The sequence below is a fragment of the Pseudomonas sp. 8O genome (assembly GCF_902506495.1).
In the GTDB taxonomy this organism is placed as follows: Bacteria; Pseudomonadota; Gammaproteobacteria; order Pseudomonadales; family Pseudomonadaceae; genus Aquipseudomonas; species Aquipseudomonas chaetocerotis.
The window spans coordinates 965,310-990,354 of the sequence record NZ_LR733265.1 but is presented as its reverse complement, the minus strand read 5'-3'; the positions used below and the strand labels follow the sequence as shown (position 1 = coordinate 990,354).

Here is a 25,045-nt window from a genome sequence, read left to right as displayed (position 1 = left end):
GGTGATCTCGAGCCGGCGCCATGGTGGATGTAAAAAGCGACATCCACCCCAGGAGCTGACGTGACACGTAGGGTGCGCCGTGCGCACCGCGGCTACGGCGATTCGAAGGTGCGCACGGCCTGGGCGGTTTGCGACCTGGCTGGTTGCATCGATCCTGCGCCATGGTGGATGTAAAGAGCGACATCCACCCTACGGAGCTGACGTGACACGTGTAGGGTGCGCCGTACGCACCGGGGTGGCTACGGCGATTCGAAGGCGCGCACGGCCTGGGCGATCCCGACACCCTACGATCAAGGCGCTGCCGGCTCATCCTCGTTGCGATCCAGCGCCACCTGGCGAATCGACAGGCGAATCTCCGCCGGCAGCACGCGCTTGGCGGCGCCTTCGGCCAGTTCGCTGAGCAGCGGGTGATGGCTGAGCTTGCCGGCTTCGTCCTGGCGCAGCACGCCCTGATCCAGCAGGCTCTGGATGAAGTGACGGAACAGGCTCTTGTCGAAGAACTCCGGCGCGTTCAGGCCATGCAGGATCGACAGGCGCTGGGCCATGACCGTGCACAGGTCTTCCAGCTCCTCGGCGCTGATCGCGTTCTGCCCGGCGTTGAGCAGCAGGGCGATGGCCATGTAGAAGCGCTGCAGGGTCTGCGCCACGGAGCGCGACAGCAAGGTCAGCAGCACGAACTGGCGCGAGCTGGGCGCCGGGCGTACGTACACATCGCCCTCGACCTTGAGCAGGCCCTGCTCGACGAATGCCGTCAGCCACTGGTCGATCACGCCTTCCAGCTCGCTCTGTTCCCAGCGGATGAACAGCTCGGATTGCAGGTAGGGATACAGCGCGCCGGCGTAGCGCAGGATCTGCTCGCGGCTGATCCGCGCGCTGCTCTGGAAGAAACTCGCCAGCAGCGCCGGCAGGGCGAAGATGTGCAGCACGTTGTTGCGGTAGTAGGTCATCAGGACGGCGTTCTGCTCGTCCAGATAGAGAATCTTGCCCAGCGCATCCTTCTGTTCGGCCAGCAGGTCCATGCCCTTGACGTGCTCGATCAGCGCTGCACCGTCGCCTTCCGGCAGGGTGGTGTGTGGCGAGTAGGGCACCGCACGCAGCAGGGCCAGGTACAGGTCGAGCACACGGGCCAGGGCGCGGTCGTCCAGGGCCAGCTTGCTGGTGGACAGCAGCGCCAGGGCCACCAGGTTGACCGGGTTGATCGACGCCGCTTCGTTGAGGTGGCGCGCCACGCGCTCGCCCAGGCGGTTGGTGGTGTCGTTGAGCCAGGCCGGGCGGTACTGCGGGCCCAGCTCCTGCTCACGCCAGCCGGGCTGCTGCTGGTCGAGGAACTCCGCCAGCTTGATCGGCTCGCCGAAGTTCACCGAGACCTGGCCGAAGCGCTGCTTGAGTGCGCCGAGCACCTTGAACAGGTCGAAGATCGACTCCTTCTTCTTGCTTGCGCCACGCAGCTCGCCCAGGTAGGTGCGGCCTTCCAGCACGCGCTCGTAGCCGATGTACACCGGCACGAAAACGATGGGCAGGCGATGCGAGCGCAGGAAGCTGCGCAGGGTGATGGCCAGCATGCCGGTCTTCGGCCGCAGCATGCGCCCGGTACGCGAGCGGCCGCCCTCGACGAAGTACTCGACCGGGAAACCCTTGCTGAACAGGGTGTGCAGGTATTCGTTGAACACCGCCGTATACAGCGGGTTGCCCTTGAAGGTACGGCGCATGAAGAAGGCGCCGCCACGGCGCAGCAGGCCGCCGATCACCGGCATGTTGAGGTTGATGCCGGCGGCGATGTGCGGCGGCGTCAGGCCATTGCGAAACAGCAGGTAGGACAGCAGCAGGTAGTCGATGTGGCTGCGGTGGCAGGGCACGTAGATCACCTCATGGCCCTGGGCGATGTCGCGCACGCCTTCGACGTTGTGCACCTTGATGCCGTCGTAGATCTTGTTCCAGAACCAGGAAAGCACCAGCTCGAGGAAGCGGATCACCGTGTAGGTGTAGTCCGAGGCGATCTCGTTGCCGTAGCGCAGCGCCTGGGCTTCGGCTTTCTCCAGGCTGATCTTCTCGCGCTCGGCTTCCTCGGCAATCGCCTGGCGCACCATCGGGTCATGCACCAGGCCCTTGACCAGGTTGCGCCGGTGCGACACGTCCGGGCCGATCACAGCGGCCTTCTGGTTGCGGAAGTGCACGCGCAGGATGCGGTGCACCATGCGCAGCGTGCGCTCCTGGCCCTTGTCCTGCTCGACCAGCTCGCGCAGGTGAATCGGCGTGGAGAACTGCACGCGCGTCTTGCGCCCGAGAATCAGGATGCTCACCAGTCGGCGCAGGCGCCCGGTCACCGCCCAACTATCGGCGAACAGCAGTTTCCACGGGCTGGTTTCGCGGTCCGGCGACTGGCCCCAGAACACGCTGACCGGGACGATCTGTGCGTCATCCACGGCATGCTGGCTGAGGGCGGTGACCACGCGATCGAGGGTCGGCGAAATGCCGCGCTTGTCCTGGCGGCCGAACCAGTCCGGCTCCGGCGTCAGGTAGAAAAAGGCGGCGGGCTCGATGTGTTCCCCGACCGCTACCGGCAGCACCGGGCGCGGCAGGCCGGCCTTGGTGCACTCGCGGTCGACCACTGCCAGGTCACTCACCGACGGCTGCTGCAGCACGTAGAACACCGGCTTGCTGCGGTCGAGCTTGAGGGTGAACGCGGACTGGTTGATGGTTTCCGAGCGTACCCAGAGGTACAGCAGGCGGCGCAACGATCCGAAGACGAGGCGGCGGAAGGGGGAACGGGTCATACGGACTCTGCTTGTATGGCAAAACGAGCGGTGGCTCGGGAAGGGCGCTAGTGTGCCGCAAGCCGCGTCTGGCGGGCAAAAAACTCGTGCGTCCAGACGGTCAGCCCGGCCAGCATGCAGGCAGCGTGTGACGAAAAAACGGTCAACGATTCAGCACCCGTTGATCAACAGAACTGCAAAGCGGGTCTGGGGTTCCCGAATGGAATACCGAGTCAGCTCTCGGGGCGATTGCCGGCTCCTACGACCTGTGCCGGATGGGCAAACAGCACTGCGCTTCAGTTTTAGGGTGGGCCGGGCGGCGATCCGCTTCAGCCCACCAAGTTGTGATTTCGCAATCCACTTGCTGCACCGCGAATCCCTCACGCCAACTTCATCACCACCACACCCGCCGCGATCACCGCACACGCCACGAGGCGAATCGGTCGTAATCTTTCCTTGAGCAGCACCACCCCCAGCAGCACGGCGAACACCACGCTGGTCTCGCGCAGGGCCGAAACCAATGCCACCGGCGCCTGAGTCATGGCCCAGATGACGATGGTGTAGGCCGCCATCGACATCGCCCCGCCGGCCAGTCCGCCACGCCAGTGCGGGCCCAGCTGCAGGAAGGCGCGCGGCCCACGGCTGATGGCCAATACCGCCGCCATCACTACGCCGTTGACGGTAAACAGCCATAGCGAATAACTCAGTGCATCGCCATTGCTGCGAGCGCCCATGGCATCGCTGAGGGTGTAGCCGGCGATGAACAGCGCCGTCATCAACGCACAGCCCAGCATCGCCCCTTGCGGTGCCTTGTGCTGCCCGCCGCGCAGCGCCATCAGCCAGATGCCCAGCACCAGAACCAGCAAACCCAGCAACTGCAGGGCGCTGAGCCCGTCATGCAACAGCAGCAGCGAGAGCAGGGCGACCATCAGCGGCGAGCTGCCCCGCGCAATCGGGTAGACCTGGCCCAGGTCGCCGTACTGGTAGGCGCGGGCGAGAAAGAAGTTGTAGCCGATGTGCAGCAGCGCCGACAGCGCGATCCACGGCCAGGCCGAGGCTTGTGGCAGCGCCACCAGCGGCAGGGCGCAGAGCGCCACCAGGCCGGCACCGATCTGAATCAGCGTGGCGGTGAGGAAGCGATCCAGACCAATCTTGAGCAGAGCGTTCCAGCCGGCATGCAGGGCAGCGGCGGCGATGACGGCGAGAAAGACCGTGGTTTCCAAGGCGGGCCTCGAAGGCAGGCGGTTGTCGAAGAAATTGAGCAGGAGCCGTGCGGATACCGCTCGGCTCGAAGTGATGTGGCTGAGGTGCCGTGTCGGTCGTCAGTCTGCCGCAAGCTCGATTTTCGGGCAAAACCCATTACCGCATGATGGCAGCACAGTGGCGCAACAATGCCTATGATTCAACGCAAGGCGATGGATCACGCCCCGCGACGCTGAACCAAAGAGCAACAGACCCTGGCCCCAACAGCTAGAAAACAGCCCGCCCGTGAAAGGCTTGGAGAACAAGGCGATGACCCCGCCCAGCACGCCGATTGACGCGCATGACGCCGTCGCTCGACGCCCTCGAATCGCAACGCCCTTGAACCTGCTGATCGTTCTGGCGAGCGTATTCGTTGCCGTTGTCTGGCTGATTACCCTGCAACGCATCGCCTTCGAGCGTGAGCAGGCGCTGGCCGCGGAAATGGAAGCCAACTCCAGTCTGGCCATCGCTTTCGAGCAGCAGGTGTTCCGCGCGCTGAAGGCGGCCGAGCAGGTGGCGGCTTTCGTGCGCGAGCAGTACCGCCGGCAGGGCAAGGCCATCGACCTGCGCCGCTGGGTCGAGGAGGGCGTAATCCGCGAGGAGATGTTCACCATCGTCAGCGTGGTGGACGAGCAGGGCGATATCGTCAGCAGCAGCCAGAACACCGGCCCGGTCAACTACGCCGACCGCGAGTTCTTCACGGCGCAGCGCGATGCTCGTATCGATCATCTGTTCATCAATCAGCCGGTACTCGGGCGGGTTTCCGGGCGTTGGTTGATCCCCCTGTCGCTGCGTATCGAGCGCGATGATGGCAGCTTCGCCGGCGTCGTGGTGATGGCCGTCCGTCCAGAGGACGTCACGCGCTTCTTCCAGCAGGTCGATCTGGGTCCGCAAGGGCTTTTGGAACTCGCCGGCCTCGACGGCGTGATACGGGCGCGCAAGATCGGCGCACGCAGCGAATTTGGCCTGGGTGCCGAGTCGCTGGCCTGGTTCCAGCGGCAAAAGCTGCACGGCGCCGATGATTTCCACGACAGTGGCGAGGCGCTCGATGGCGTCGCCCGTATCGTCAGCTACCGCACCATGACCGGTTATCCACTGATGATTACCGTGGCCACCGCCTATGACGAGGAGATGGGCACGACCTTGCAGCGGCGCTCCACCTACCTGATGGCCGCAGTCGGCGTCACCCTGGTGGTCATGCTGTTCGTTGGCCTGCTGGCGCTGATGCTGGTTCGCCAACGTGCGGCCACCGATGCCCTGCAAGGCAGCGAAGCGCTGTTTCGCGCCACCTTTCACCAGGCGGCCATGGGTATCGCCCACATCAGCCCCGAGGGTCGGATACTGCGGGTCAACGAGAAATTCGCGCGCATGCTGGGGCGCCCGCCCGAGGCGCTGCAAGGCGCCAACATTTTCGACCTGAGCGACGCCGAAGTAGCTGCCGCCGCCCGCAGCTTTCTGAGTGAGCAACTGGTCAGCGAGGCTCGTGCGCTTTCCCCGGAAATCGAGAAAACCTATCGGCGTGAGGATGGCTCGCTGATCTGGGTATGCGAGGCCTCGAGCGTCGTCCGCAATCGCCAGGGTCACCCGGAGTTCCTGGTGTTGGTCACGCAGGACATCACCGAGCGCAAGCACCTGGAAGCGCGCCTTTGTCATGACGCCGAGCATGACGCCCTCACCGGGTTGGCCAACCGCGTCAGGTTCCACCAGCGGCTCGACCAGGCGCTGGAGTCCGTGCGCGACCAGCAGCAGCTGTGCGCCGTGCTCTATATCGACCTGGATGGATTCAAGGAAATCAACGATCGCCACGGTCATGCGGCCGGCGATAGCCTGCTGCAGATGGCCGCCAGACGACTCGAAGGTTGTGTGCGCAGCACCGACACGGTCGCACGCTTCGGCGGTGATGAGTTCGGCATCGTCCTGGCCAATCTGCACGGCAGTCAGGATTGCGAAACGGTGGCGCTCAAGGTGCTGGATGTACTGGCCAAGCCATTCGATCTGGACGGCAGCATGGTGCGGATATCGGCGAGCGTGGGCGCCGCTCTGTTTCCGCTGCACGCCGAAGACGGCCAGGACCTGCTCAAACGTGCGGACCAGGCCATGTACGCGGCCAAGCACGCGGGCAAGAACCGTTTTCACAGCGCTGACGAATAGGGCTGATGATGGCCTGAGCGGCCATCGCCGGACCTTCGCCTGAATACCTGTGACGGCTATTGGTCCGCTACAGGCTGAGTCGAAACGCCCTGTTCGCCAGCCACCAGCAGTTGCCTGCGCCATTTCCACTCCAGCATGCCCAGGCCTGCGACGAATGCAGCCTCGCCGAGCACATGGCAAAGCCCCGCTAGCGTCATGACCGGGGCAAAGGTCGCCGCGATGCCAAGGCATGCCAGCGCCCAGAATCCGTTGGCCACTGCCAGCAGCTTGATCAGCGCTTCGGCGCGCCGCACACGAATCGCCAGCGAAAAGGAAAAGCAGGCGTAGGCGATATTGACTGCGCCGATGAAGCTCAGCAGCTCGCGGGGCAGGGCATACCAGCCGCTCAACCAGGGGGCCAGCAACAGAACCACCACGCCCGCGCTCGCAGCGGCCATGCAGTCCAGCCAGAGGATATGCCTGATCATTTTCATGGGGCTCGCCTCAAGCGCTGCGCCGCTTTTGCACGGCCAGCAGGAACAGCAGGGTAAAGGCGATCACCAGCAGATCCAGGGCGATGGCGGGCGCGGCCTTGCTCAGGTAATCCTGGCCATGGATCAGCAGCAGCGACACGAAGATGGCCTTGCTCAGCGCGGCAATGACGGCGCAGAGAACCCGATGCTTCGGGCTCAGCGCGCCATAGATCAGCAGCACGCCCATCAACCCGACCAGCGCCGACCAACTGCGAACGACCAAGGATTGCAACTGCCCATCGAAGGATGCCCCGAACATCGAATGCAGCGCCTCCTGCGGGGCGAACAGGCCGTAGAACAGAGTCGCCGTGAGAACGCCTGATAGCAACATCAGCCATCTGAAATTGCGTGCAATGAAATCCATCGACGTTTACGTCCTTGTTGGTATGAGCGGGGGAGAGCATAGCGTCAAAGCGAAGACGTCGGGCGCAGTCAGGCTACTTATCCCTGTCTCGGTATTGCTTGTAGAGTGGCTTCGCTAGAATTGTAATGACAAATATAGCGAGCATGATGGTGAAGGCGCTATTTTGAAAGTGAGCGAAAAACAGCCACGACAAAGCCGCGCAGACTAAAGCGGCTACCAATAAAATTAAAGTGTCTTTCATCAGGCGTAGACCCCACTCCGAACTAGGGCCTTGGAGCGATAGGCGACTCTGAACCTGCTACTCTTGTCCAGTATTTCCGGGTTGCGAGCATAAAACGAGTTCCAGCCATCAAACGCAAGGTTGTTTTTCTGAAGAAACACAAACATATCTGACATTCTGTTGCCGCAACCTACTGAGCGCCCGCTTGCTACAGCGATACTCCCAATGACGGCCCCAACATAAAAAGAAGCCCCCAGCGAAGCTGCGACTTTTAATTTCTCCAGCCCGGTCGTTGCTTTAATAACCTCTGCCATTGTCGCTCCCGTACCTAATGTTTCTAGAGCGTCCAAAACAAGTCCGGCATTCGCTACGGCTGCATTGAGATTGTCAAATAGTGTTTGAGGAACGGGTAGTCCCAAATCTTTCATGTTCTCGTTGAAGTACGTCTTGAAATTACCTGGTTTATGGCATTGACTCATTGGTATCTCCCTGATTAATCAACCTGACGTTTGGTTGAGGGGGCGAGCTTTAGCCCGTCTCAGGGAGCGATTTGAACCATTTTTATGTTTGTTTTCTTTAGGGGAATTCTGAAAAGCCATTTGCCGTCACTCCCGCAGAGGCAGGAGCTCAGGCACTACACAGGTTCTGGATTTCCGTCTTCGCGGGAATGACGGGCTTCAGGCCGTTCCAGTGGGCGAAGCGAACGGTTTGAATGTTGTTAAGTGTTTTGCGCGCGTTGGCCTGCATACGGGGATACTTCTTTGCTTAAACCGCCACCTACGACAATAGCAGCACTCAAAATCACACAATTTTTAATTATGTATTGGCCTTCAAGTGTGAGTGCATATGGGAATTTGATGAAGCACACTTCTGGCAGTAGAAATGGCGGCAGTACGGTTCCGAATAGCTGTAAAAATAGCAAGGTTAATGCAATCCTCACCAGAGGCTTGATGAGAAGGCAAGCACCAATGGCAATTTCCCATACCCCCAATATAGGTATGAATATATCTGAAGGTAGCCAGGTTATCGTATTTGTCACTAGATCATTTACTGGGCTTAAGCCAAGTGGCTTTAGAGCACCAAGCCAGATGAATATGATCGACAAGGAGTACTTTAATAGGGTTTGTCCATGTTGGTGCATCCATTCTGCAGCAATTTTGTCGCACCTTCCGAAGGTGAAGCTTCCTGCTTTGAATTCCATGATTTCTTCCTGAGGACATTTGACGTTTGATTAAGGGGCGGGCTTTAGCCCGTCCCAGTGAGCGAAGTGAGCGATTTGAACCACTGGTTAGACACTCTGCCACAAAGTGGATGGGAATATACCTGTTACCTTCCCTAGCCCTATCAGCCTTATGAACTGCCTTGGATTCACCGGCAAAGCCATATACTCCTGCGCTCTAGGATTCATCGCAATCGTTTGTTTCTCATTCCACCAAAGCAGATCGCCGTTATCTGTAATAGCCCATAACGAATAGGCCTCCAATCTCAGATCGTGCCAATCTTCGGTTTTTATATCCTGCCAAATTTCGTTCTGCTTAGTTAAGTCAAGGTTCGGGTTATCCGAGAGGTGCAGGATATTGAAAAAGCTATACGGATAGACACCGAAATTTTCGATCAGATAATCAATTTCTGCGGATAGCTTTGAAGGATTCATGGTCTGTCTAACGTTTGGTTAAGGGGCGGGTTTTGGCTCGTACCAGTGAGCGAAGCGAACGGTTTGAATGCTGTAATGGACTCTTCCCGCGCCACGGCTCTATACCAAGGCGTTGAGGGTTGAAGAATGGGAGAGCTACCATGAAGCGAATTGCAGTTGATCTGGCCAAGTCCGTTTACCAAGTTGCCGAGAGTGTCCGTTCCGGCCAGGTGGTGCAGCGCAAGCGGCTGAACCGAGAGGCGTTCCGGCAACATATACAGGAGCAGGGTGAGCTGGTCGAGTGAGTAATGGAAGCCTGTGGCACAGCGCACTATTGGGGGCGGCCCAGCGTTGCCAGGCACGTACGCAGGAAAAGCTGACGCAGCTGTAGCGCTGGGCTGTGCAGACGGCAGAACGTATCGGCCACAACAAAGCGGTTGTAGCACTGGCCAACAAACTGGTGCGGATCTGCTGGGCGGTGTGGTGCCACGAGCGGCGTTTCAATGGCAATTGGCAGAGCGTAAAGCCCGCCTGACGGCACGTGCAACGGAAAAGCTTTGCTCACTACTTGTGGGGAGAGTCCATACACGTTGTCAGGCTGGCCATAAGCAGTAGTTTACTGCCGTACAGGGTCGGAACAGAAATTGTGTTAAACCTCCATGCCCCTTCCTTTATTTACAATCGCTTACGCGCAGGGCATCGAATTGATACTCCATCTCAATTCTTCCCATTGTAAGAAAGGCGTTGCCGCTGAAATGAGTATCGTCCCACATGATCGAACCAACCGTAGTTCGGGTAACAAAGTCTGTCTTGCACTCTGTACGCCACTCAGCCTCTCCATCAGTTTCTGATAAAATCTCAGCGCTACAGTTTTTTTGCATCAATTTATCTTCCATTTTTAGTAAAAGCGTAGGAAGGTCTTCCACATCTGTATCGCTATAACAGGTCTGGGTCTTGACTGAATTGTCGGCAATGCCAGAAGTGATTTCATACATTCCAGGGCGCACGATTTGCCTTTCTGTCGAAAACACTAAGCTAGAAACAGAACATAGTAAGCATGTTGTTACAGCTGCGAATAGTTTATCCATTTCACTTCCTATGAAAAAATGATGCACAGATGGAGGGCGAGCAGTATAGCAAATTTTACGCTGGCAGCAGTGTAGGTAATCGAGTTTGCGTGAAAGAGTTGTCATCTTCTGCGTGTCAAGAATGCGTGGAGTTTCGGAGGTTCTGGGAGTGCACGTCTGTCTGGTGATGCCTGATGTTTGGTTGAGGGACAGGCTTTGTCTCGTCCCAGATAACACAGCGATTGGTTCAATCACTTGTTAGGTAGACAACGAAAGTCTATCTGTGCGTGACAACAAGCCAGCGTTTCCTTGAGGGTATACGGATGATAATGGTTTGCCACTTAGTACATTTGGTGAATAACTCGCAATTTGCAGCCTATGACTGATTCCAGTTCAATGAGAAGGTGGTCGGATATCTCATGTCCTAGGTCGCTAAAACGTATAATGAATCGACTAAAGCCCATGGGCCACTTATAAAGAAAATCGTTCAGTGTTGATATGTGTCCGCAGCAGGGCATTGATATTGTACGGAGTCGGAACCCATCCTCATTTGAGTAATCTTGATCCATGAGGTCTTGCCAATATTCGACCTGAACTTCAGTGCTACAGTGTGGGCAATGAATAGACTCAAAATTTTCCCCGCAGTCCCTGAAGGCGATGTGTTCATCGGTCTCGAGTGTGATCTCTGGGACGTTTTGACGCCATGCTTTTTGAATCAGTGCAATGGCGGCTGTTTGAGACGCCTTGCTTGGGATGAATTCCGGGGTGGCAGGAATTAAACAAACATGGTGATCCGACATTTGTACACCTAACGGTTGGCTAAAAGGTGGGCTTTTAGCCCGTCCCAGTGAGCGAAGCGAACGATTTGAGCCACTAGTTAGATTGCCGGCTCAATGTAGCAGCTAAGTATTTGGGCCTTTGAGTATTTATCTGGACCATTGACGTCCTCTTGGGGCTGGTCGAACGTCACCCAATAGAAAAAATCATGCCCCTGGAGTGTTTCAACTGGTTCAGCAGCACTGCTGACTTTCCCAAATGCGGCTTGCTTCCAGCCGCCTTCAGCAAGGACTAGAACTCGGTCATTTACTGCGAAAATCTTTCTTTGGCCTGACATCGGCATCCATTCCCAGGGGCGATCTAACGTTTGGTTAAGGGGCCGGCTTTAGCCGGTCCCGAGTGAGCGAAGCGAGCGACTTGAACCAGTAGTTAGGTTTTTATGGTTGCACGGTGCGCGAACGCCTTACCTCGCTATAGCGCATTTGCAGTAGGTTGCCCTGTGACTCAAGGTGCCCTTGCTCGACAAGGTTAGCCACGCGCTGCGAGTAGTAAAGATCTGGAATGTCGTTGAACTGACTCTGAGTTTTGCTCATGGTTAGCCCTACAACCATTGCAACCTTTCGCCAATTACTGCCTGTATTTGCAAGCAGCTCGGTATCAATTTTCTCTACATCCGAGGCAGAGAGTTTACTTACCGCCAACTCCTGGGCTTGATTCAACGGTGGATCGTTAGGCTCCACTGTGCTTGTTTCATTCATTGCTTTTTTCTCAGCGTTATCTTGTGCGGTGTCCAAGCAGCCAGAAATAAAGATGGCAATTACTAGAGGCGCGAAGAGAAATCTGACCATAAGAACCTAACTATAAATAGACACCAAATGGTGCATAACCTGCGGGTGATTTTAGTGGATAACCTTCCTTGCCATCGTTCGACTCCCTGTCTAGGCTGGTGCTTTCCGGGTCAGGACGACCATTTTGGAAGGTTATGCACCATGGATGATAAGCCTCGTTTACTCGATCAGATGCGTGATCGAATTCGCCTCAAACACTACTCCATCCGGACTGAACGCGTCTATTGCGAGTGGGTGAAGCGTTTTATCCGCTTTCACCGCTACAGGCATCCTCAGGATATGGGCGCTGCCGAGATTGAGGCCTTTCTCACAGATCTTGCCGTGCGGCGAAATGTGTCGGCATCTACTCAAAATCAAGCATTGGCGGCGTTGTTGTTTCTTTACAAGGAAGTATTGGCGCTGGATTTGCCGTGGTTAGCCGATATCGTTCGGGCGAAGAAGCCGCAGCGATTGCCAGTGGTATTGACTGTCTATGAGGTGCGCCAGGTGCTGGAGCGGCTGGATGGTGAGGTTTGGCTCCTGTGTAGCCTGCTCTATGGCACAGGGATGCGTTTGATGGAGGCAGTGCGTTTGCGCATCAAGGATGTGGATTTTTCCCGGCACGAAATCCTCATTCGTGACGGCAAAGGCATGAAGGATCGCGTCACCATGCTGCCGCAGCGCTTGGAGCAGGCACTGCGAAATCACCTTGCAGTGGTGAAGGCTCTGCACCAGGCGGAGTTGGCGAAAGGGCGTGGCGATGTATGGTTGCCCTTTGCCCTGGCGCGCAAATATCCCAATGCACCTCGTGAGCTGGGCTGGCAGTACGTCTTTCCGGCTGCCGGGCTTTCGGTCGACCCGCGTTCCGGGGCCGTACGGCGTCATCACCTGGACGAGAAGCGTGTGCAGCGCAACCTCAAGCGCGCTGCTAGGGAGGCAGGCATCGTAAAGCCCATTTCACCGCATACCCTGCGCCATTGTTTCGCGACTCATTTGCTGGAAGCTGGTCAGGACATTCGTACGGTGCAGGAACTGCTCGACCACTCAGACGTGAAAACCACCATGATCTACACCCATGTGCTCAATCGAGGTGGTCTGGCGGTATTGAGTCCTTTGGATCGCTAGGCTTTGTACGAAAAGTGCCTGCGCTCGGTGATGCTTCGTTAAAAACGGGCTGGAACGCCAGCCCGGTCGAATGCTCATTTACAGCTCGTAAACTCGATTGCGAGCCCAGTCCGTTCCTCACCTGTTTTTGCGGGGCCGCCATCGGTATCGCCTGACCTTCGCTCGACGACTTTTCGTACACACCCTAAGCACATATTCCATTTACTACTTGTTTCGGGCTGCTGACTGAACTTTTCAGTTTTGCTACGGTCTTGCCCTCGTCCGGGCGTGTGCTTTCTGCGTCCGGCGTTCTTGCGGCCTGCGCTCTCGCGATGGTTTCGCTGAGCGCAGTGCCCTTCGCGACGGTGAGAGGCCATGATCGATATAAGAAACCTGACCAAGCGTTTTGCGCAGCACACGGCAGTCGATGACTTGTCGTTTCAGGTCCAGCCAGGGGAAGTGCTGGGCTTTCTCGGCCCCAACGGGGCCGGCAAATCCACCACCATGAAAATGCTCACCGGTTTTCTCGCGCCGACTTCCGGCACCGCGAGCATCCTCGGCTGCGATATCCAGACCCAGACGCTCAAGGCCCAGCGGCAGATCGGTTATCTGCCGGAAGGCGCGCCTTGCTACGGCGATATGACGGTGCGCGGCTTTCTCGACTTTATCGCCGAGGTACGCGGTTTTCGTGGCGCCGAGAAGAAATTGCGCGTGCAGCGTGCGGTGGAGCAGGTGGAGCTGGAAAAGGTGCTGGAGCAGAGCATCGAGACGTTGTCCAAGGGCTTCAAGCGCCGCGTCGGCCTGGCCCAGGCGATTTTGCATGATCCGCGCGTGCTGATCCTCGACGAGCCCACCGATGGCCTCGACCCCAACCAGAAGCACCAGGTGCGCCAGCTGATCCAGGGATTGGCCCGCGACAAGATCGTGATCATTTCCACCCATATCCTCGAAGAAGTCACGGCGTTGTGCACCCGCGCAGTAGTGATCGCTCAGGGCCGGCTGCTGGCCGATGGCACGCCGCTGGAGCTGGAGAGCCGTTCGCGCTACCACCAGGCGGTGACGCTGGTGGCCGATGAGGCGCTCGACCAGGCTGCTCTTGCGGCGCTGCCAGGCGTCGCCGGTGTCGAGGAGAACGCCCGTGAGCACAGCCTGAGCGTGCTGGCGCAGCCGGGCGAAGTGATCTTCCCGCAGGTCAATGCGCTGATTGCCGAGCGCGGTTGGAAGGTGCGCGAACTCAATGTGGAACGCGGTCGGCTCGATGAAGTGTTCCGCACGCTGACCCGGGGAGAGCAGCCATGACCCAGTTGCCCGTGATCTTCAAGCGCGAGCTGGCGAGCTATTTCGCCACGCCGCTGGCTTATGTGTTCATCGTCATCTTCCTAGTGCTGTCCGGGGTGTTCACTTTCTATCTGGGCGGTTTCTTCGAGGGCGGCCAGGCCAATCTTTCCGCCTTTTTCAACTTCCACCCCTGGCTCTATCTGTTCCTGGTGCCGGCCATTGCCATGCGCCTGTGGGCGGAGGAGCGCAAGTCCGGCTCCATCGAGCTGCTGATGACCCTGCCGATCACCCGCTTCGAGGCGGTAACCGGCAAGTTCCTGGCGGCCTGGGTGTTCGCCGGCATCGCGTTGCTGCTGACTTTTCCGATGATAATCACGGTCAACTACCTGGGTGAGCCGGACAACGGCGCCATCGTCACCGGCTACATCGGCAGCTGGCTGCTGGCCGGCGCCTATCTGGCCATCGGCTCGTGCATGTCGGCACTGAGCAAGAATCAGGTGATCGCCTTCATTCTCGCGGTCAGTGCCTGCTTCCTGTTCATCGTCAGCGGCTTTCCGATGGTGCTCGACGCCTTCGCCTGGGCGCCGCAGTGGCTGGTGGACGCCATCGCCTCGCTGAGCTTCCTGGTGCGCTTCGATGCCATCAGCAAGGGCGTGATCGATCTGCGCGACCTGCTGTATTTCCTCTCGCTGATCGCCGGCTGGCTGACTGCCACTGCCGTGGTCATCGACCTGAAGAAAGCCGACTGAAGGAATGCGCCCATGAAAAAGCTGATCTATTCCGGCGCCGGGTTGCTGCTGATCGCGGTGGCCTTTTTCGCCTTCAACCTGCTGGCCGGCCTGGGTCTGGGCGGTGCACGCCTGGACCTGACCGAGCAGAAGCTCTACACCATCTCAGGCGGCACCCAGCAGATCCTTGGTGAGCTGGACGAGCCGATCGACCTGTACTTCTTCTACTCGGACAAGGTGGCCAAGGACCTGCCGGCGCTGCGCACCTATGCCCAGCGCGTGGAGGAGATGCTCAAGGCCTACCAGGCCCAGGCGAATGGCAAGATCCGCCTGCACATCATCGACCCCGAGCCGTTCTCCGAGGACGAGGACAAGGCGGCCGAATTCGGCCTGCAGGGCATCCCCCTGCAGCAGGGCGGCGACTCGATCTACTTCGGCCTGGCCGGCAGCAACGGCCAGGACGACACCCAGGTGATCCCGTTCTTCGCCCTGGATCAGGAGGAGCACCTGGAATACGAGCTGAGCCGCCTGGTGCAGACCCTGGCCAAGTCGGAGCTGCCGGTGGTTGGCGTGCTCTCCGGGCTGCCGATGACCGGCGGTTTCGACATGATGGCGCGGCAGCCGACGCCACCGTGGATGGTGCTGGAGCAGGTGCGCCAGTTGTTCCAGATCGAGCAGCTCAAGAGTGACGTCGACCTGATCCCCGAGAATGTCTCGGTGCTGTGGCTGGTGCATCCGAAGAACCTGCCCGAGCAGACCCTGTATGCCATCGATCAGTTCGTGCTGCGCGGCGGCAAGTTGATGGTGTTCGTCGATCCTTACGCCGAGGCCGATACGGGTGATATGCCGGGCGAAATGGCACCGGACAGGGCCTCGAACATCGAGCCGCTGTTCAAGGCCTGGGGCTTGCGCATGGTGCCGGACAAGGTGCTCGGTGACGGTTCCTATGCCATGTCGGTCAACCGTGGTCAGGGTCAGCGTCCGGTTCGTCACGCTGCCTGGCTGAGCTTGCCGCGCAAGGCGCTGGATCAGACCGATATCGTCACGGCCGGGCTGGAGAGCGTCACTGTCGCCACCGCTGGCATCCTCGAGCCGCTGGAAGGGGCGAAGACGCGCTTTACCCCTCTGATGCAGAGCTCCGAGTACGCCATGCCCTTTGACGCGCAACGCTTCGCCATGCTCAGCAACCCCGAGGAGCTGATCCGTGAGCTGGAGCCGACCGGCGAGCGCTACGCTATCGCCGCCCGCATCGACGGCCCGGCGCAGAGCGCCTTCCCCGATGGCATCGAGGGGCGCAAGGACGGGCTCAAGCAGGCCGACAACATCAACGTCATCGCGGTGGCCGATACCGACATATTGAGCGACCGCATGTGGGTGCAGGTGCAGGACTTCTTCGGTCAGCGCATGCCGCAACCCTGGGCTGACAACGGCAGCTTCACCATCAACGCGCTGGACAACCTGAGCGGCTCCGAGGCGCTGATCAGCGTGCGTTCGCGTGGTCGCTTCAGCCGTCCGTTCGTGGTGGTCGAGGAGTTGCAGCGTGCCGCAGAACAGCGTTTCCGTGACAAGGAGCAGGCACTGCAGGCACGCCTGGCCGAGACCGAGCAGCAACTGGCGGCGCTGCAGCAAAGCGACGATCCAAACCTGGAGCTGACGCCGGAGCAGCAGGGCGCGTTGCAGCGCTTCATCCAGCAGAAGCTGGAGATTCGCAAGGAGCTGCGCGACGTGCGTTATCAGCTCAATGCCGATATCGAGGCGCTGGGCCGGGCGCTGAAGATCATCAACATCGCCCTGGTGCCCGCGCTGCTGACCCTTGGCGTGTTGGCGCTGTGGCTGTGGCGGCGCCGCCGCCGCGCTTGATGTTCACCTGTGAGAGTAGGGTGGATCACGCTTCACCGATCCACCGTTGTGGTGGATGTAAAGAGCGACATCCACCCTGCGGAGTCGTGCGTAGTCCGTAGGGTGCGCCATGCGCACCACCCTGGAAGCATCGGTGCGCACGGCGCACCCTACGTGGCTTCATCCTAGCAAGGTGCGCAGGGTGGCTCGCGCTTCATCTATCCACCGCTGTGGTGGATGCAAAGAGCGACATCCACCCTTGGGCATTCTCAACCGTGCGCGCAGTGAGCGGGCATATCGACTGGCGCCTGATCAGGTGCAGTGGCTGGCGAAGAAGTTGCGCGATCTGTTAGCCAAAAGCTCATAAAACAAGCTGTAACCCGCATATCTTCTGGGTTCGTGGCGGTTTTGAAAAAGTGCTTTTCAGTCACAATCCATGCTTTATACTCGGCCTTCGGCTGCAGCAAGAACGCGAATCGCTTGACCTGCTCCATGCTCGATTGCCGGGGGTGGCGAACGCTGAGAAGAACGTTTTTACCGAGCCGTCAAAGCGCCTTCGGGACAATAAAAACATAGCGAGTTTGGAGAAGTTGGTAATGGCAGATCGTGAGACGGGAACCGTCAAATGGTTCAATGATTCCAAGGGTTACGGGTTCATTCAGCGCGAAAGCGGCCCGGACGTATTCGTTCACTACCGCGCCATTCGCGGCGACGGCCACCGCACCCTGGTCGAAGGCCAGAAGGTCGAGTTCGGTGTGACCCAGGGCCAGAAGGGCCTGCAGGCGGAAGACGTCTCTGCGGTCTGAGCTCCAACTCGAAATACAACAAGGCCCGTCGATGACGGGCCTTGTTGTTTGTGGGCGCTGTACTTTTCAGGGCGGGGATGGCGCGGTGCGCACGGCGCACCCTACGACGATCTCGGTTTCGCCGTCGCGGTTCTGTAGTCAGATGCGGGGAAATGCCTCGGTCAGGCCCCGGATTGCATCCGGGCTACAGGCTGTCGATTCAAGGCGCCACTTTTATTCAGTACGCCAGACGATCTCGGTTTCACCATCGGCATCGACCTTGATCCAGCGGTCGGCTTCTTCATCGCTTTCATCTTCCACCCAGGTGCCGGGTGCGCAACGCACCTGCACGCCGAGTGCGGCATGGGCAGCACGGGCGCAGGCGAGGTCGTCGGCCCAGGGGGTGGCATCGCTTTCCAGGTACAGGCTGTGCCATTTGCCCACGGCTTTCGGCAGCCAGGTTACCGGCACGTCGCCGGCCTGGCACTTGAAGGTCTGGCCCTTTTGCTGCCAGTCGCTGCACGGGCCAAGGGCTTCACCCAGCCATTGCGCCACGGCATCGCGTTCGGCGTCTTTCAGGTAGATCTCGATATCGGGTTGGCGCATGGCTTCTGATCCTGAGGGCTGGTGCTCTAAGTTTTGATGATCCAATCGTAGCGGATGGCAACGGTAACTTCGAAGGACGCGGCGATCACCGCTTCACGGCGTTCGGCGCTGGCACGCCAGCCGTGTGGCGTCATGGCCAGCAGGTCGGCGCGAGCCTGGGCATCGCTCAGGTGCAGCGTAAACTCGAGGGTTTCGCTATGGGCCAGGTGCATGCCGGGCGGAATCAGCGCCAGGTGCTTCTCGTCGTCATAGTCACGCACTTCGTCGTAGAGCTTCTGCCGCAGTTCCATCAGGTGCACGCGGGTTGGGCCCATGCGCAGCAAGCCGCCGCCGGGTGCGAGCAGACGTTTGGCTTCGCTCCAGTCCAGCGGGCTGAAAACGCTGGCCAGCAGCTCGCAACTGGCATCGGCCAACGGTACGCGAGCCATGCTCGCCACCAGCCAGCTGAGGTGTGGAGTACGTTTGCACGCGCGCTTGACCGCCTCACGGGAGATGTCGAGGGCGTAGCCGTCGGCAGCGGGCAGGGCGCGGGCGATCTGTTCGGTGTAGTAACCCTCGCCGCAGCCGATATCCAGCCAGCGCGCCGGCTTGTACTCGGCTGCCAGTGCGGCCAGGCGTGCGGCCAGTGGCGCGTAGTGGCCACCGTCGAGAAAGCGCCGGCGGGCCTCGACCATGGCGGCGTTGTCGCCGGGGTCGCGGCTGTTCTTGTGCTGTACCGGCAGCAGGTTGTAGTAGCCCTGGCGCGCGCGGTCGAAGCTGTGCCGATTGCTGCAGATCAGGCCGCTGTCACTCGGCTCCAGCGACGTCTGGCAGATGGGGCAGATCAGCATGGGCGTGCAAGTCGCGTGGCGACTTCCTCCTTGAGTACCGCTCCCTCCGGGAGAAGGTGGCGCGCAGCGCCGGATGAGGGCAATGGGCGGATCAAGCTGGCTGAGGTGGCGCCTGGCATCGGACGTGACCCACCCATCATGCCAGCAACTTCACCATGGTCTGGTAGTAAACCTCGGTCAGCAGGTCCAGATCGCTGGCCAGCACGCGCTCGTTGATCTGATGGATGGTGGCGTTGACCGGGCCGAGTTCGACCACCTGGGTACCCAGGGTGGCGATGAAGCGGCCATCGGAGGTGCCGCCGCTGGTGGACGGCTTGGTGTCGCGACCGGTGATGCTCTTGATGCTGGCGGCCACGGCGTCCAGCAATTCGCCCGGCTGGGTGAGGAAGGGCAGGCCGGACAGCGCCCACTCCAGGTGGTAGTCCAGGCCGTGCTTGTCGAGGATGTTGGTGACGCGCTGCTGCAGTTCCTCGACGGTGGATTCGGTGGAGAAACGGAAGTTGAATACCGCCTTCAGCTCGCCGGGGATGACGTTGGTGGCACCAGTGCCGGCGTTGAGGTTGGACACCTGGAAGCTGGTCGGCGGGAAGTAGTCGTTGCCATGATCCCAGTGCTCGGCGGCCAGCTCGGCCAGCGCCGGAGCGGCCAGGTGGATCGGATTCTTCGCCAGGTGCGGGTAGGCGACATGGCCTTGCTTGCCGTACACGGTCAGGGTGCAGCCGAGCGAGCCGCGACGACCGTTCTTCACTACGTCACCGAGCAGGGTGGTGCTCGACGGCTCGCCAACGATGCACCAGTCCAGGCGCTCGTTGCGCTCGCGCAGGCGTTCGACCACCGCCTTGGTGCCGTGCTGGGCCGGGCCTTCTTCGTCGCTGGTGATGAGGAAGGTGATGGCGCCCTTGTGGTTCGGGTGGTCGGCGACGAAGCGCTCCACCGCGATGATCATGCTCGCCAGGCTGCCCTTCATGTCGGCCGCGCCACGGCCGCAGAGCATGCCGTCTTCATCGACACGCACGTCGAACGGTTGGTACTGCCAGGCATCCAGCGGGCCGGTGGGCACCACGTCGGTGTGGCCGGCGAAGCACAGTACCGGGCCGTCACCACCGCGCTTGGCCCAGAAATTCTCCACCTCTTCGATGCGCATGGGCTCCACCTCGAAGCCGCAGGCGGCCAGGCGGCGCATCATCAGCTCCTGGCAACCTTCGTCGACCGGGGTCACGGACGGGCGGCGGATCAGGTCGAAGGCGAGTTCCAGGGTCGGGGTGAGTGTGGCGGTCATTGCGGCTCCGGTGCGGCGGCTAGCGTGAAGGCCGGCCATATTACCGTGAAAGTCGCGCAGCGACGCCATCCTTGATGCCCTTCTCCCAGCGGGAGAAGGTGGCGCGAAGCGCCGGATGAGGGAGGGCCGTCGGGGGCCGGCGCGGCAAGCGCGTCAAAGCAAACGTCGTTACCGATCAGGTCATAAGGCGCGTCGCGCGGCGTATTCGCGATCAATGCAGCCGGCTATGACGGACCGACGGCTGACCTGTGCGGCGGGCTTGGGTGGGCAGGGTGCTATCCCTATAATGCCCGGCTTGGTTCGGAGGGTGTAATGGGTACTGACGATCAGCGATTCGGCGGCATAGCCCGGCTTTACGGCCAGGAGGGCTATCAACGACTGGCAGCGGCGCATGTGGCGGTAGTCGGCATTGGCGGCGTGGGCTCATGGGCGGCCGAGGCGCTGGCGCGTTCGGGGGTCGGCGAGATTTCCCTGTTCGACCTGGACGACGTCTGCATCACCAACACCAATCGCCAGGTGCACGCCATCGAAGGCGCGGTGGGCAAGGCCAAGGTCGACGAGATGGCGGCGCGCATCCGCGCCATCAATCCGGCCTGCGTGGTGCACGCGGTGGCGGATTTCGTCACCCGCGAAACCATGGCCGAGTACATCACCGAGCAGCTCGACGGGGTGATCGACTGCATCGACAGCGTGCCCGCCAAGGCGGCGCTGATCGCCTGGTGCAAGCGGCGCAAGATTCAGATCGTCACCACCGGCGGCGCGGGTGGGCAGGTCGACCCGACGCAGATTCAGGTCACCGACCTGAACAAGACCTTCAACGACCCGCTGGCGGCCAAGGTGCGCAGCATGTTGCGCCGCGACTATGGCTTTTCGCGTACGCCGGGGCGCACCTACAGCGTGCCCTGCGTGTTTTCCACCGAGCAATTGCGCTATCCCAAGCCGGACGGCACGGTTTGTCAGGCCAAGGGTTTCGTGGGTGAGGGTGTGAAGCTGGACTGCGCTGGCGGTTTCGGCGCGGTGATGATGGTCACCGCCAGCTTCGGCATGGCCGCTGCGGCCAAGCTGGTAGACAAACTGGTAGCCGGCGCCCGTCGTCCGGCAGAGCGCCAATCGACAACTTGAGAAACGCCCGGGCGCGGCGTTTGACTATGCTGGGCGAAGGGAGAGGTTGCAGTAGCCGACAGGGAGACGTCGAACATGACCCGTATCAGAGGTGATTTGTGTCGTACCTGTTTTGTAGCGTCGCACTGAGAAGACGCTGGGCACGGATGCTCGCCTCCCTGATGCTGCCTGTTTTGCTGGTAGCCCTGGAGCCCGTTCAGGCCGAGGCGCGAAAGCTGCGTATCGGTACCGGCGACTGGGCGCCTTATGTCGATCAGGAGCGCAGTGATGGTGGCGCTCTGGCGCGACTGATCAGCGCAGTGTTCGCTGAAGAGGGTTACCAGGTCGAGTTCATCTTCCATCCCTGGGACCGCAACGTACTGATGCTGCAGCAGGGCCAGTTGCACGCGATCATGCCCTATAGCTGCAGCCCCAGTCGGCTCAATTACGGCATTTGTAGCGACCCGCTGGTGCGTGGGGAGATCGTCCTGTTCTATCGTCGCGATCAGGCGTTCGACTGGACCTCGGTCGAGGACTTGCTGAAGTATCACATCGGCACGACCCTGGGTTACTCCTATGGCCCGGCGTTCGACGAGGCGTTGCAGGCCGGCCGCTTGAGCGTCGAGCAGAATGGCAAGGAGGACACCAGCTTTCGTCTTCTCGAATTGGGCCGTATCGACCTGCATCCTCAGGACCGTGCTGTCGGCTATGCAATGTTGAGTCGTTTGTTTCCGGAAGATGGCGGTAATATCGTGCATCATCCGCGTCAGTTGAATGTCGAGCCGCTGCGTTTGCTATTTCGCAAGGGCGATCCTGAGAGCGCCAAGCTGCTGCGCGTGTTCAATGCCAGGCTGCGTGACTTTGCCCGGCGTGGTGACCTGCAGCGTCTACAGCAGGCGCTTAATTCAGGTAACGCCGATGACTGGAAACCCAGTCCCTTGGCCCAGGCCGGGCGGGACTGAACCGCACCTACCTCCTCCTCCAAGAGTTTTCTGCATGCTCAATAACGATGTACTGCGCAGCCTGCGCTACCTGCTGGATGTCAGCGATGGCAAGCTGGAAGAGCTTTGCCGGTTGGCGGACTATCCCGTCGAGCCGGGTCTGATCCCGGCCTGTCTGCTGCATGAGGACGAGCCCGGTTATCGTTCCTGCAGCGATGTGCTGCTGGCTCACGTGCTCGAAGGTCTGGTGTTCCACAAACGTGGCAAGGACGATAGTCGGCCGCGCCTGGCGGTGGAAAAACGCCTGAGTAACAACCTGATCCTGAAGAAGCTGCGCGTGGCCTTCGAGCTGCGTGACGACGATATCCAGGTGATTCTGCAATTGGCTGACCTGCCGATGACCAAGACCGAGCTCAGCGCTCTGTTTCGCGCGCCGGGTCACAAGCATTTTCGCGAGTGCGGCGACCAGATCCTGCGCAATTTTCTGCGCGGGCTGACGCTACGCGAGCGGGGCTGACCCCCGCTGCACATTGCCTGGGGATGTTCTGAAAAAGCAGTGTTCGTCACTCCCGCGAATGCGGGATACCAGGAAATCCGCAGGTCCTGGATTCCCGCCAGCGCGGGGATGACGGCTTTTTCAGAGATTCCCTAGATGATTTCGGAGGTTGGCCGCTGCCGGCGGCGCGGGACCAGCAATATGCCCAGGGCCACTCCCAGAAAACTGGTCAGCAGATCCCCTGCGATGGCGCCTGCGCTTTCCCAACCAGTCTCAGGCAATAGGCAGTCGTAGCTGACGCTGGTGAGCGCAGCGGATTGCACGGGTTGCTGATCCAGCGGTTGTCCCAGGTTGTACTGGGGTATGGCAGCCCACTCGTCATGGATACGCTGCGTTTCTTCTGGGCTGCATAGATTGCTGTAAAAACTGATGCTGCCAAGAGCTATCAAGCCGAACGCGACCAAGCTGCTGCTGACGAGGCGCCGATTCGGAGCGATCAGCGCCAGGCAAATCCCGGCAAGCAGACCGGACAAGAGCAGGATCAAGATGAAGGGATGCATCGGCAGCACCTCGTAGAGGGCATCCGGCAGAAATGCCAGTATTCCTCCAAGCAACTGTGGGCCGAAGTAAACCAAGGCGATGCTGAGCAGGGCGGCTAGCCCTACGCGGATAAAGACAGGCATGACTCGCTCCATGAGTTCGGGGGGAGGCGAGCATACATCATCGACGCCGGGCGAGACGGAACCTGCTTCTAGCTTTCTTGCGCCAGCTCGCGCATACGCTGCAGCACCGCATTGAGACCATTGCTGCGTGACGGCGAGAGCTGCCGTTGCAGGCCCAACTGGTTGAACCAGTCGACCAGGTCGAGCGCTGCCAGTTTGTCACCGCTAAGCCCATCGACCCGGGCCAGCAGTACGGCAAGCAAGCCGCGCAGTAGACGAGCTTCGCTGCCAGCACGGAAATGCCAGATGCCATCCTGGTTTTCTGCCACCAGCCAGACCAGGCTCTCGCAGCCATGCACGCGGTGCTCATCGACGCGTTCGGCATCACTCAATGGCTCCAGACGCTCGCCCCATTGCATCAGCAGGCGCGCGCGCTGCTCCCAGCCTGAGCAGGCGCTGAAGGCGCCGAGCGCTTGTTGGGCGGCAGGCGGCAGGTTCATCGAGAAGCTCTCCAGATGCCCGTAGGAGCGGCTTCAGCCGCGATGCTCCGGTTGCCAATATTCGCGGCTGAAGCCGTTCCTACGACGAACCATTGGCCGCGCTTCATCGCAGCAGCTCCAGGGCGTTATCCAGGGCGCTGAAGAATCGCTGCAGATCCTCGCCGTCGTTGTACAGGCCGAGCGAGACGCGAATCGCACCACTCAGGCCGAGGCCTTTCATCAGTGGCATGGCGCAGTGATGCCCGGCGCGCACGGCGATACCCTGTTCGGTCAGCAAGTGGGCCAGGTCGGCGTTGTGCACGGTCTCGACGCAGAAACTGGCCAGGGCCAACTGCGGCACGCCCAGCAGGCGAACACCGTCACGCGCTTGCAGGCCGGCCAGCAGTTCGGCATGCAGAGCCGCTTCATGCTGACTCACGGCCAGGTGATCCTGGCTGCCCAACCAATCCAGTGCAGCGCCCAGGGCGATGACCGCAGAAACCGCTGGTGTGCCGGCCTCGAAACCCAGTGGCGCAGGGCGAAAGCGCGCCTCGTGGTAGTCGGCATCGAGCACCATCTCGCCACCGAATTGCCAGTGCTGCAATTTGCCCAACGCTTCGCGGCGCCCATAAAGCAGCCCGACGCCATCTGGGCCGTAGAGCTTGTGCGACGAACACACGTAGAAGTCGCAGCCCAGCGCCTGCATGTCATGACGACCATGCACCGCGCCCTGGGCGCCGTCGACCACGCTGAGTGCGCCTTGCGTGCGGGCCAGGCTCAGCAGCTCGCTCAGCGGTTGCCAGCACCCGAGTACGTTGGACAGCTGCGAAACCGCCAGCAAGCGGGTGCGCGGGCCGATCAGGCGAGCCGCTTGCTGCAGATCGATGCTGCCGGTGCTATCCAGCGGCAATACCAGCAACTCGAGATTGCGCCGCCTGGCCAGTTGCTGCCAGGGCAGCAGATTGGCGTGGTGCTCCAGCGCGCTGACGACGATTTGCTCGCCAGGCTGCAGCAGATGCTCCAGGCCATAGGCAAGCAGGTTCAGTGATTCGGTACTGCCACGGGTAAAGATGATCTCCTCGGCGCTGGCCGCGTTCAGCCACTGCGCGGTCTTGCTGCGTGTCGCCTCGAATGCGCGGGTGGCACGTTCGCCCGGCAGGTGCTGGGCACGGTGCACATTGGCCACGCCGCTGCTCAGATAGGCGAGCAGAGCGTCCAGCACCGCCTGCGGTTTCTGCGCAGTGGCGGCGCTGTCCAGATAGGTCTGGCCTTCGGCTTCGAGGGCGAGAATGCCGGGGAAGTCGGCACGCCAGGGGGAGATCAGTGACATGAGGAGCCTATCCCGTAGGGTGCGCCATGCGCACCGGATCG

General features: G+C 60.4%; 24 protein-coding genes and 2 pseudogenes. 11 read left to right on the top strand and 15 right to left on the bottom strand.

Annotated elements, in window-relative coordinates:
• Positions 1 to 290: 290 nt before the first annotated feature.
• Positions 291 to 2,774: a glycerol-3-phosphate 1-O-acyltransferase PlsB gene (gene plsB / locus GV002_RS18060; RefSeq protein ID WP_160019673.1), complete on the bottom strand. Its 2,484-nt coding sequence runs from the start codon at positions 2,772 to 2,774 to the stop codon at positions 291 to 293.
• Between the two features lie 359 nt (positions 2,775 to 3,133).
• Positions 3,134 to 3,976, bottom strand: a complete 843-nt coding sequence (locus GV002_RS18055) for an EamA family transporter (protein ID WP_160019672.1) — start codon at positions 3,974 to 3,976, stop codon at positions 3,134 to 3,136.
• A 289-nt stretch (positions 3,977 to 4,265) separates the two neighbouring features.
• Here GV002_RS18055 and GV002_RS18050 point away from each other — a divergent pair, with 289 nt between their 5' ends.
• Positions 4,266 to 6,146 (top strand): sensor domain-containing diguanylate cyclase, encoded by a 1,881-nt coding sequence (locus GV002_RS18050; RefSeq protein WP_160019671.1) that lies wholly within the window; start codon positions 4,266 to 4,268, stop codon positions 6,144 to 6,146.
• Positions 6,147 to 6,202: 56 nt separating this feature from the next.
• Here the strand turns inward: GV002_RS18050 and GV002_RS18045 are convergent, their stop codons facing one another.
• From GV002_RS18045 to GV002_RS18025, 5 genes are all read right to left on the bottom strand, one after another.
• Complete coding sequence (locus GV002_RS18045; RefSeq protein WP_256667128.1) at positions 6,203 to 6,619, bottom strand: hypothetical protein; 417 nt, start codon at positions 6,617 to 6,619, stop codon at positions 6,203 to 6,205.
• Positions 6,620 to 6,629: 10 nt separating this feature from the next.
• Complete coding sequence (locus tag GV002_RS18040; RefSeq protein ID WP_160019670.1) at positions 6,630 to 7,022, bottom strand: hypothetical protein; 393 nt, start codon at positions 7,020 to 7,022, stop codon at positions 6,630 to 6,632.
• 240 nt (positions 7,023 to 7,262) lie between these two features.
• On the bottom strand, positions 7,263 to 7,721 hold the full coding sequence (locus GV002_RS18035; RefSeq protein ID WP_160019669.1) for a hypothetical protein: 459 nt from the start codon (positions 7,719 to 7,721) through the stop codon (positions 7,263 to 7,265).
• Between the two features lie 239 nt (positions 7,722 to 7,960).
• Entirely contained in the window at positions 7,961 to 8,443 is a 483-nt protein-coding gene (locus GV002_RS18030) for a hypothetical protein (RefSeq protein WP_160019668.1), read from the bottom strand.
• 87 nt (positions 8,444 to 8,530) lie between these two features.
• The gene (locus GV002_RS18025; RefSeq protein WP_160019667.1) at positions 8,531 to 8,896 is read right to left on the bottom strand and encodes a hypothetical protein; all 366 of its coding nucleotides are present in this window, start codon (positions 8,894 to 8,896) and stop codon (positions 8,531 to 8,533) included.
• Between the two features lie 140 nt (positions 8,897 to 9,036).
• Between GV002_RS18025 and GV002_RS24665 the strand changes: the two are divergent.
• Both GV002_RS24665 and GV002_RS24660 read left to right on the top strand, forming a co-directional pair.
• Positions 9,037 to 9,177: pseudogene (locus GV002_RS24665) on the top strand (IS110 family transposase); the annotation flags it as partial.
• 26 nt (positions 9,178 to 9,203) lie between these two features.
• Positions 9,204 to 9,410, top strand: a pseudogene (locus tag GV002_RS24660) (IS110 family transposase); the annotation flags it as partial.
• Between the two features lie 136 nt (positions 9,411 to 9,546).
• On the opposite strand, the gene GV002_RS18015 reads toward GV002_RS24660, so the two are convergent.
• On the bottom strand, positions 9,547 to 9,963 hold the full coding sequence (locus GV002_RS18015) for a DUF3617 family protein (protein ID WP_160019666.1): 417 nt from the start codon (positions 9,961 to 9,963) through the stop codon (positions 9,547 to 9,549).
• Positions 9,964 to 11,156: 1,193 nt separating this feature from the next.
• Positions 11,157 to 11,567 carry a DUF3658 domain-containing protein gene (locus GV002_RS18010; RefSeq protein ID WP_160019665.1) on the bottom strand — a complete coding sequence of 137 codons (411 nt, stop codon included), beginning with the start codon at positions 11,565 to 11,567 and terminating at the stop codon, positions 11,157 to 11,159.
• Between the two features lie 141 nt (positions 11,568 to 11,708).
• Between GV002_RS18010 and GV002_RS18005 the strand changes: the two genes are divergently transcribed.
• From GV002_RS18005 to GV002_RS17985, 5 genes are all read left to right on the top strand, one after another.
• On the top strand, positions 11,709 to 12,671 hold the full coding sequence (locus tag GV002_RS18005) for an integron integrase (RefSeq protein ID WP_160019664.1): 963 nt from the start codon (positions 11,709 to 11,711) through the stop codon (positions 12,669 to 12,671).
• A gap of 354 nt (positions 12,672 to 13,025) precedes the next feature.
• Complete coding sequence (locus GV002_RS18000) at positions 13,026 to 13,949, top strand: ABC transporter ATP-binding protein (RefSeq protein WP_160019663.1); 924 nt, start codon at positions 13,026 to 13,028, stop codon at positions 13,947 to 13,949.
• A complete protein-coding gene (locus GV002_RS17995; protein ID WP_160019662.1) occupies positions 13,946 to 14,677 on the top strand; it encodes an ABC transporter permease subunit in 732 nt (243 codons plus the stop codon). Before GV002_RS18000 ends, GV002_RS17995 begins: the two co-directional genes overlap by 4 nt.
• A 12-nt stretch (positions 14,678 to 14,689) precedes the next feature.
• A complete protein-coding gene (locus GV002_RS17990; RefSeq protein ID WP_160019661.1) occupies positions 14,690 to 16,516 on the top strand; it encodes a GldG family protein in 1,827 nt (608 codons plus the stop codon).
• A 575-nt stretch (positions 16,517 to 17,091) separates the two neighbouring features.
• Positions 17,092 to 17,301, top strand: coding sequence for a cold-shock protein (locus tag GV002_RS17985; RefSeq protein WP_004423973.1), 210 nt, complete (start codon positions 17,092 to 17,094; stop codon positions 17,299 to 17,301).
• A gap of 213 nt (positions 17,302 to 17,514) precedes the next feature.
• On the opposite strand, the gene GV002_RS17980 is transcribed toward GV002_RS17985, so the two are convergent.
• From GV002_RS17980 to dapE, 3 genes are all read right to left on the bottom strand, one after another.
• Complete coding sequence (locus tag GV002_RS17980) at positions 17,515 to 17,886, bottom strand: hypothetical protein (protein ID WP_160019660.1); 372 nt, start codon at positions 17,884 to 17,886, stop codon at positions 17,515 to 17,517.
• Between the two features lie 26 nt (positions 17,887 to 17,912).
• Positions 17,913 to 18,716: a putative RNA methyltransferase gene (locus GV002_RS17975; RefSeq protein WP_160019659.1), complete on the bottom strand. Its 804-nt coding sequence runs from the start codon at positions 18,714 to 18,716 to the stop codon at positions 17,913 to 17,915.
• A 136-nt stretch (positions 18,717 to 18,852) separates the two neighbouring features.
• Positions 18,853 to 19,995 carry a succinyl-diaminopimelate desuccinylase gene (gene dapE / locus GV002_RS17970; RefSeq protein ID WP_160019658.1) on the bottom strand — a complete coding sequence of 381 codons (1,143 nt, stop codon included), beginning with the start codon at positions 19,993 to 19,995 and terminating at the stop codon, positions 18,853 to 18,855.
• A 312-nt stretch (positions 19,996 to 20,307) separates the two neighbouring features.
• On the opposite strand from dapE, the gene tcdA reads away from it, so the two are divergent.
• From tcdA to GV002_RS17955, 3 genes are all read left to right on the top strand, one after another.
• Positions 20,308 to 21,117 carry a tRNA cyclic N6-threonylcarbamoyladenosine(37) synthase TcdA gene (gene tcdA, locus GV002_RS17965; protein ID WP_160019657.1) on the top strand — a complete coding sequence of 270 codons (810 nt, stop codon included), beginning with the start codon at positions 20,308 to 20,310 and terminating at the stop codon, positions 21,115 to 21,117.
• Positions 21,118 to 21,263: 146 nt separating this feature from the next.
• Positions 21,264 to 22,058 (top strand): substrate-binding periplasmic protein, encoded by a 795-nt coding sequence (locus GV002_RS17960; protein ID WP_160019656.1) that lies wholly within the window; start codon positions 21,264 to 21,266, stop codon positions 22,056 to 22,058.
• 34 nt (positions 22,059 to 22,092) lie between these two features.
• A complete protein-coding gene (locus tag GV002_RS17955; protein ID WP_160019655.1) occupies positions 22,093 to 22,554 on the top strand; it encodes a DUF1456 family protein in 462 nt (153 codons plus the stop codon).
• Positions 22,555 to 22,685: 131 nt separating this feature from the next.
• Here the strand turns inward: GV002_RS17955 and GV002_RS17950 are convergent, their stop codons facing one another.
• From GV002_RS17950 to GV002_RS17940, 3 genes are all read right to left on the bottom strand, one after another.
• Complete coding sequence (locus tag GV002_RS17950; RefSeq protein ID WP_160019654.1) at positions 22,686 to 23,216, bottom strand: hypothetical protein; 531 nt, start codon at positions 23,214 to 23,216, stop codon at positions 22,686 to 22,688.
• A 68-nt stretch (positions 23,217 to 23,284) separates the two neighbouring features.
• The gene (locus tag GV002_RS17945) at positions 23,285 to 23,695 is read right to left on the bottom strand and encodes a SufE family protein (protein WP_160019653.1); all 411 of its coding nucleotides are present in this window, start codon (positions 23,693 to 23,695) and stop codon (positions 23,285 to 23,287) included.
• Between the two features lie 103 nt (positions 23,696 to 23,798).
• Complete coding sequence (locus GV002_RS17940) at positions 23,799 to 25,004, bottom strand: aminotransferase class V-fold PLP-dependent enzyme (protein ID WP_160019652.1); 1,206 nt, start codon at positions 25,002 to 25,004, stop codon at positions 23,799 to 23,801.
• Positions 25,005 to 25,045: the final 41 nt, after the last annotated feature.

Excerpts from the sequence above, each read along its gene's own strand:
- plsB (WP_160019673.1), bottom strand. The coding sequence starts at position 2,774 with ATGACCCGTTCCCCCTTCCGCCGCCTCGTCTTCGGATCGTTGCGCCGC.
- GV002_RS18050 (WP_160019671.1), top strand. The coding sequence starts at position 4,266 with ATGACCCCGCCCAGCACGCCGATTGACGCGCATGACGCCGTCGCTCGA.
- GV002_RS18045 (WP_256667128.1), bottom strand. The coding sequence starts at position 6,619 with ATGAAAATGATCAGGCATATCCTCTGGCTGGACTGCATGGCCGCTGCG.
- GV002_RS18040 (WP_160019670.1), bottom strand. The coding sequence starts at position 7,022 with ATGGATTTCATTGCACGCAATTTCAGATGGCTGATGTTGCTATCAGGC.
- GV002_RS18035 (WP_160019669.1), bottom strand. The coding sequence starts at position 7,721 with ATGAGTCAATGCCATAAACCAGGTAATTTCAAGACGTACTTCAACGAG.
- GV002_RS18030 (WP_160019668.1), bottom strand. The coding sequence starts at position 8,443 with ATGGAATTCAAAGCAGGAAGCTTCACCTTCGGAAGGTGCGACAAAATT.
- GV002_RS18025 (WP_160019667.1), bottom strand. The coding sequence starts at position 8,896 with ATGAATCCTTCAAAGCTATCCGCAGAAATTGATTATCTGATCGAAAAT.
- GV002_RS18015 (WP_160019666.1), bottom strand. The coding sequence starts at position 9,963 with ATGGATAAACTATTCGCAGCTGTAACAACATGCTTACTATGTTCTGTT.
- GV002_RS18010 (WP_160019665.1), bottom strand. The coding sequence starts at position 11,567 with ATGGTCAGATTTCTCTTCGCGCCTCTAGTAATTGCCATCTTTATTTCT.
- GV002_RS18005 (WP_160019664.1), top strand. The coding sequence starts at position 11,709 with ATGGATGATAAGCCTCGTTTACTCGATCAGATGCGTGATCGAATTCGC.
- GV002_RS18000 (WP_160019663.1), top strand. The coding sequence starts at position 13,026 with ATGATCGATATAAGAAACCTGACCAAGCGTTTTGCGCAGCACACGGCA.
- GV002_RS17995 (WP_160019662.1), top strand. The coding sequence starts at position 13,946 with ATGACCCAGTTGCCCGTGATCTTCAAGCGCGAGCTGGCGAGCTATTTC.
- GV002_RS17990 (WP_160019661.1), top strand. The coding sequence starts at position 14,690 with ATGAAAAAGCTGATCTATTCCGGCGCCGGGTTGCTGCTGATCGCGGTG.
- GV002_RS17985 (WP_004423973.1), top strand. The coding sequence starts at position 17,092 with ATGGCAGATCGTGAGACGGGAACCGTCAAATGGTTCAATGATTCCAAG.
- GV002_RS17980 (WP_160019660.1), bottom strand. The coding sequence starts at position 17,886 with ATGCGCCAACCCGATATCGAGATCTACCTGAAAGACGCCGAACGCGAT.
- GV002_RS17975 (WP_160019659.1), bottom strand. The coding sequence starts at position 18,716 with ATGCTGATCTGCCCCATCTGCCAGACGTCGCTGGAGCCGAGTGACAGC.
- dapE (WP_160019658.1), bottom strand. The coding sequence starts at position 19,995 with ATGACCGCCACACTCACCCCGACCCTGGAACTCGCCTTCGACCTGATC.
- tcdA (WP_160019657.1), top strand. The coding sequence starts at position 20,308 with ATGGGTACTGACGATCAGCGATTCGGCGGCATAGCCCGGCTTTACGGC.
- GV002_RS17960 (WP_160019656.1), top strand. The coding sequence starts at position 21,264 with ATGCTCGCCTCCCTGATGCTGCCTGTTTTGCTGGTAGCCCTGGAGCCC.
- GV002_RS17955 (WP_160019655.1), top strand. The coding sequence starts at position 22,093 with ATGCTCAATAACGATGTACTGCGCAGCCTGCGCTACCTGCTGGATGTC.
- GV002_RS17950 (WP_160019654.1), bottom strand. The coding sequence starts at position 23,216 with ATGCCTGTCTTTATCCGCGTAGGGCTAGCCGCCCTGCTCAGCATCGCC.
- GV002_RS17945 (WP_160019653.1), bottom strand. The coding sequence starts at position 23,695 with ATGAACCTGCCGCCTGCCGCCCAACAAGCGCTCGGCGCCTTCAGCGCC.
- GV002_RS17940 (WP_160019652.1), bottom strand. The coding sequence starts at position 25,004 with ATGTCACTGATCTCCCCCTGGCGTGCCGACTTCCCCGGCATTCTCGCC.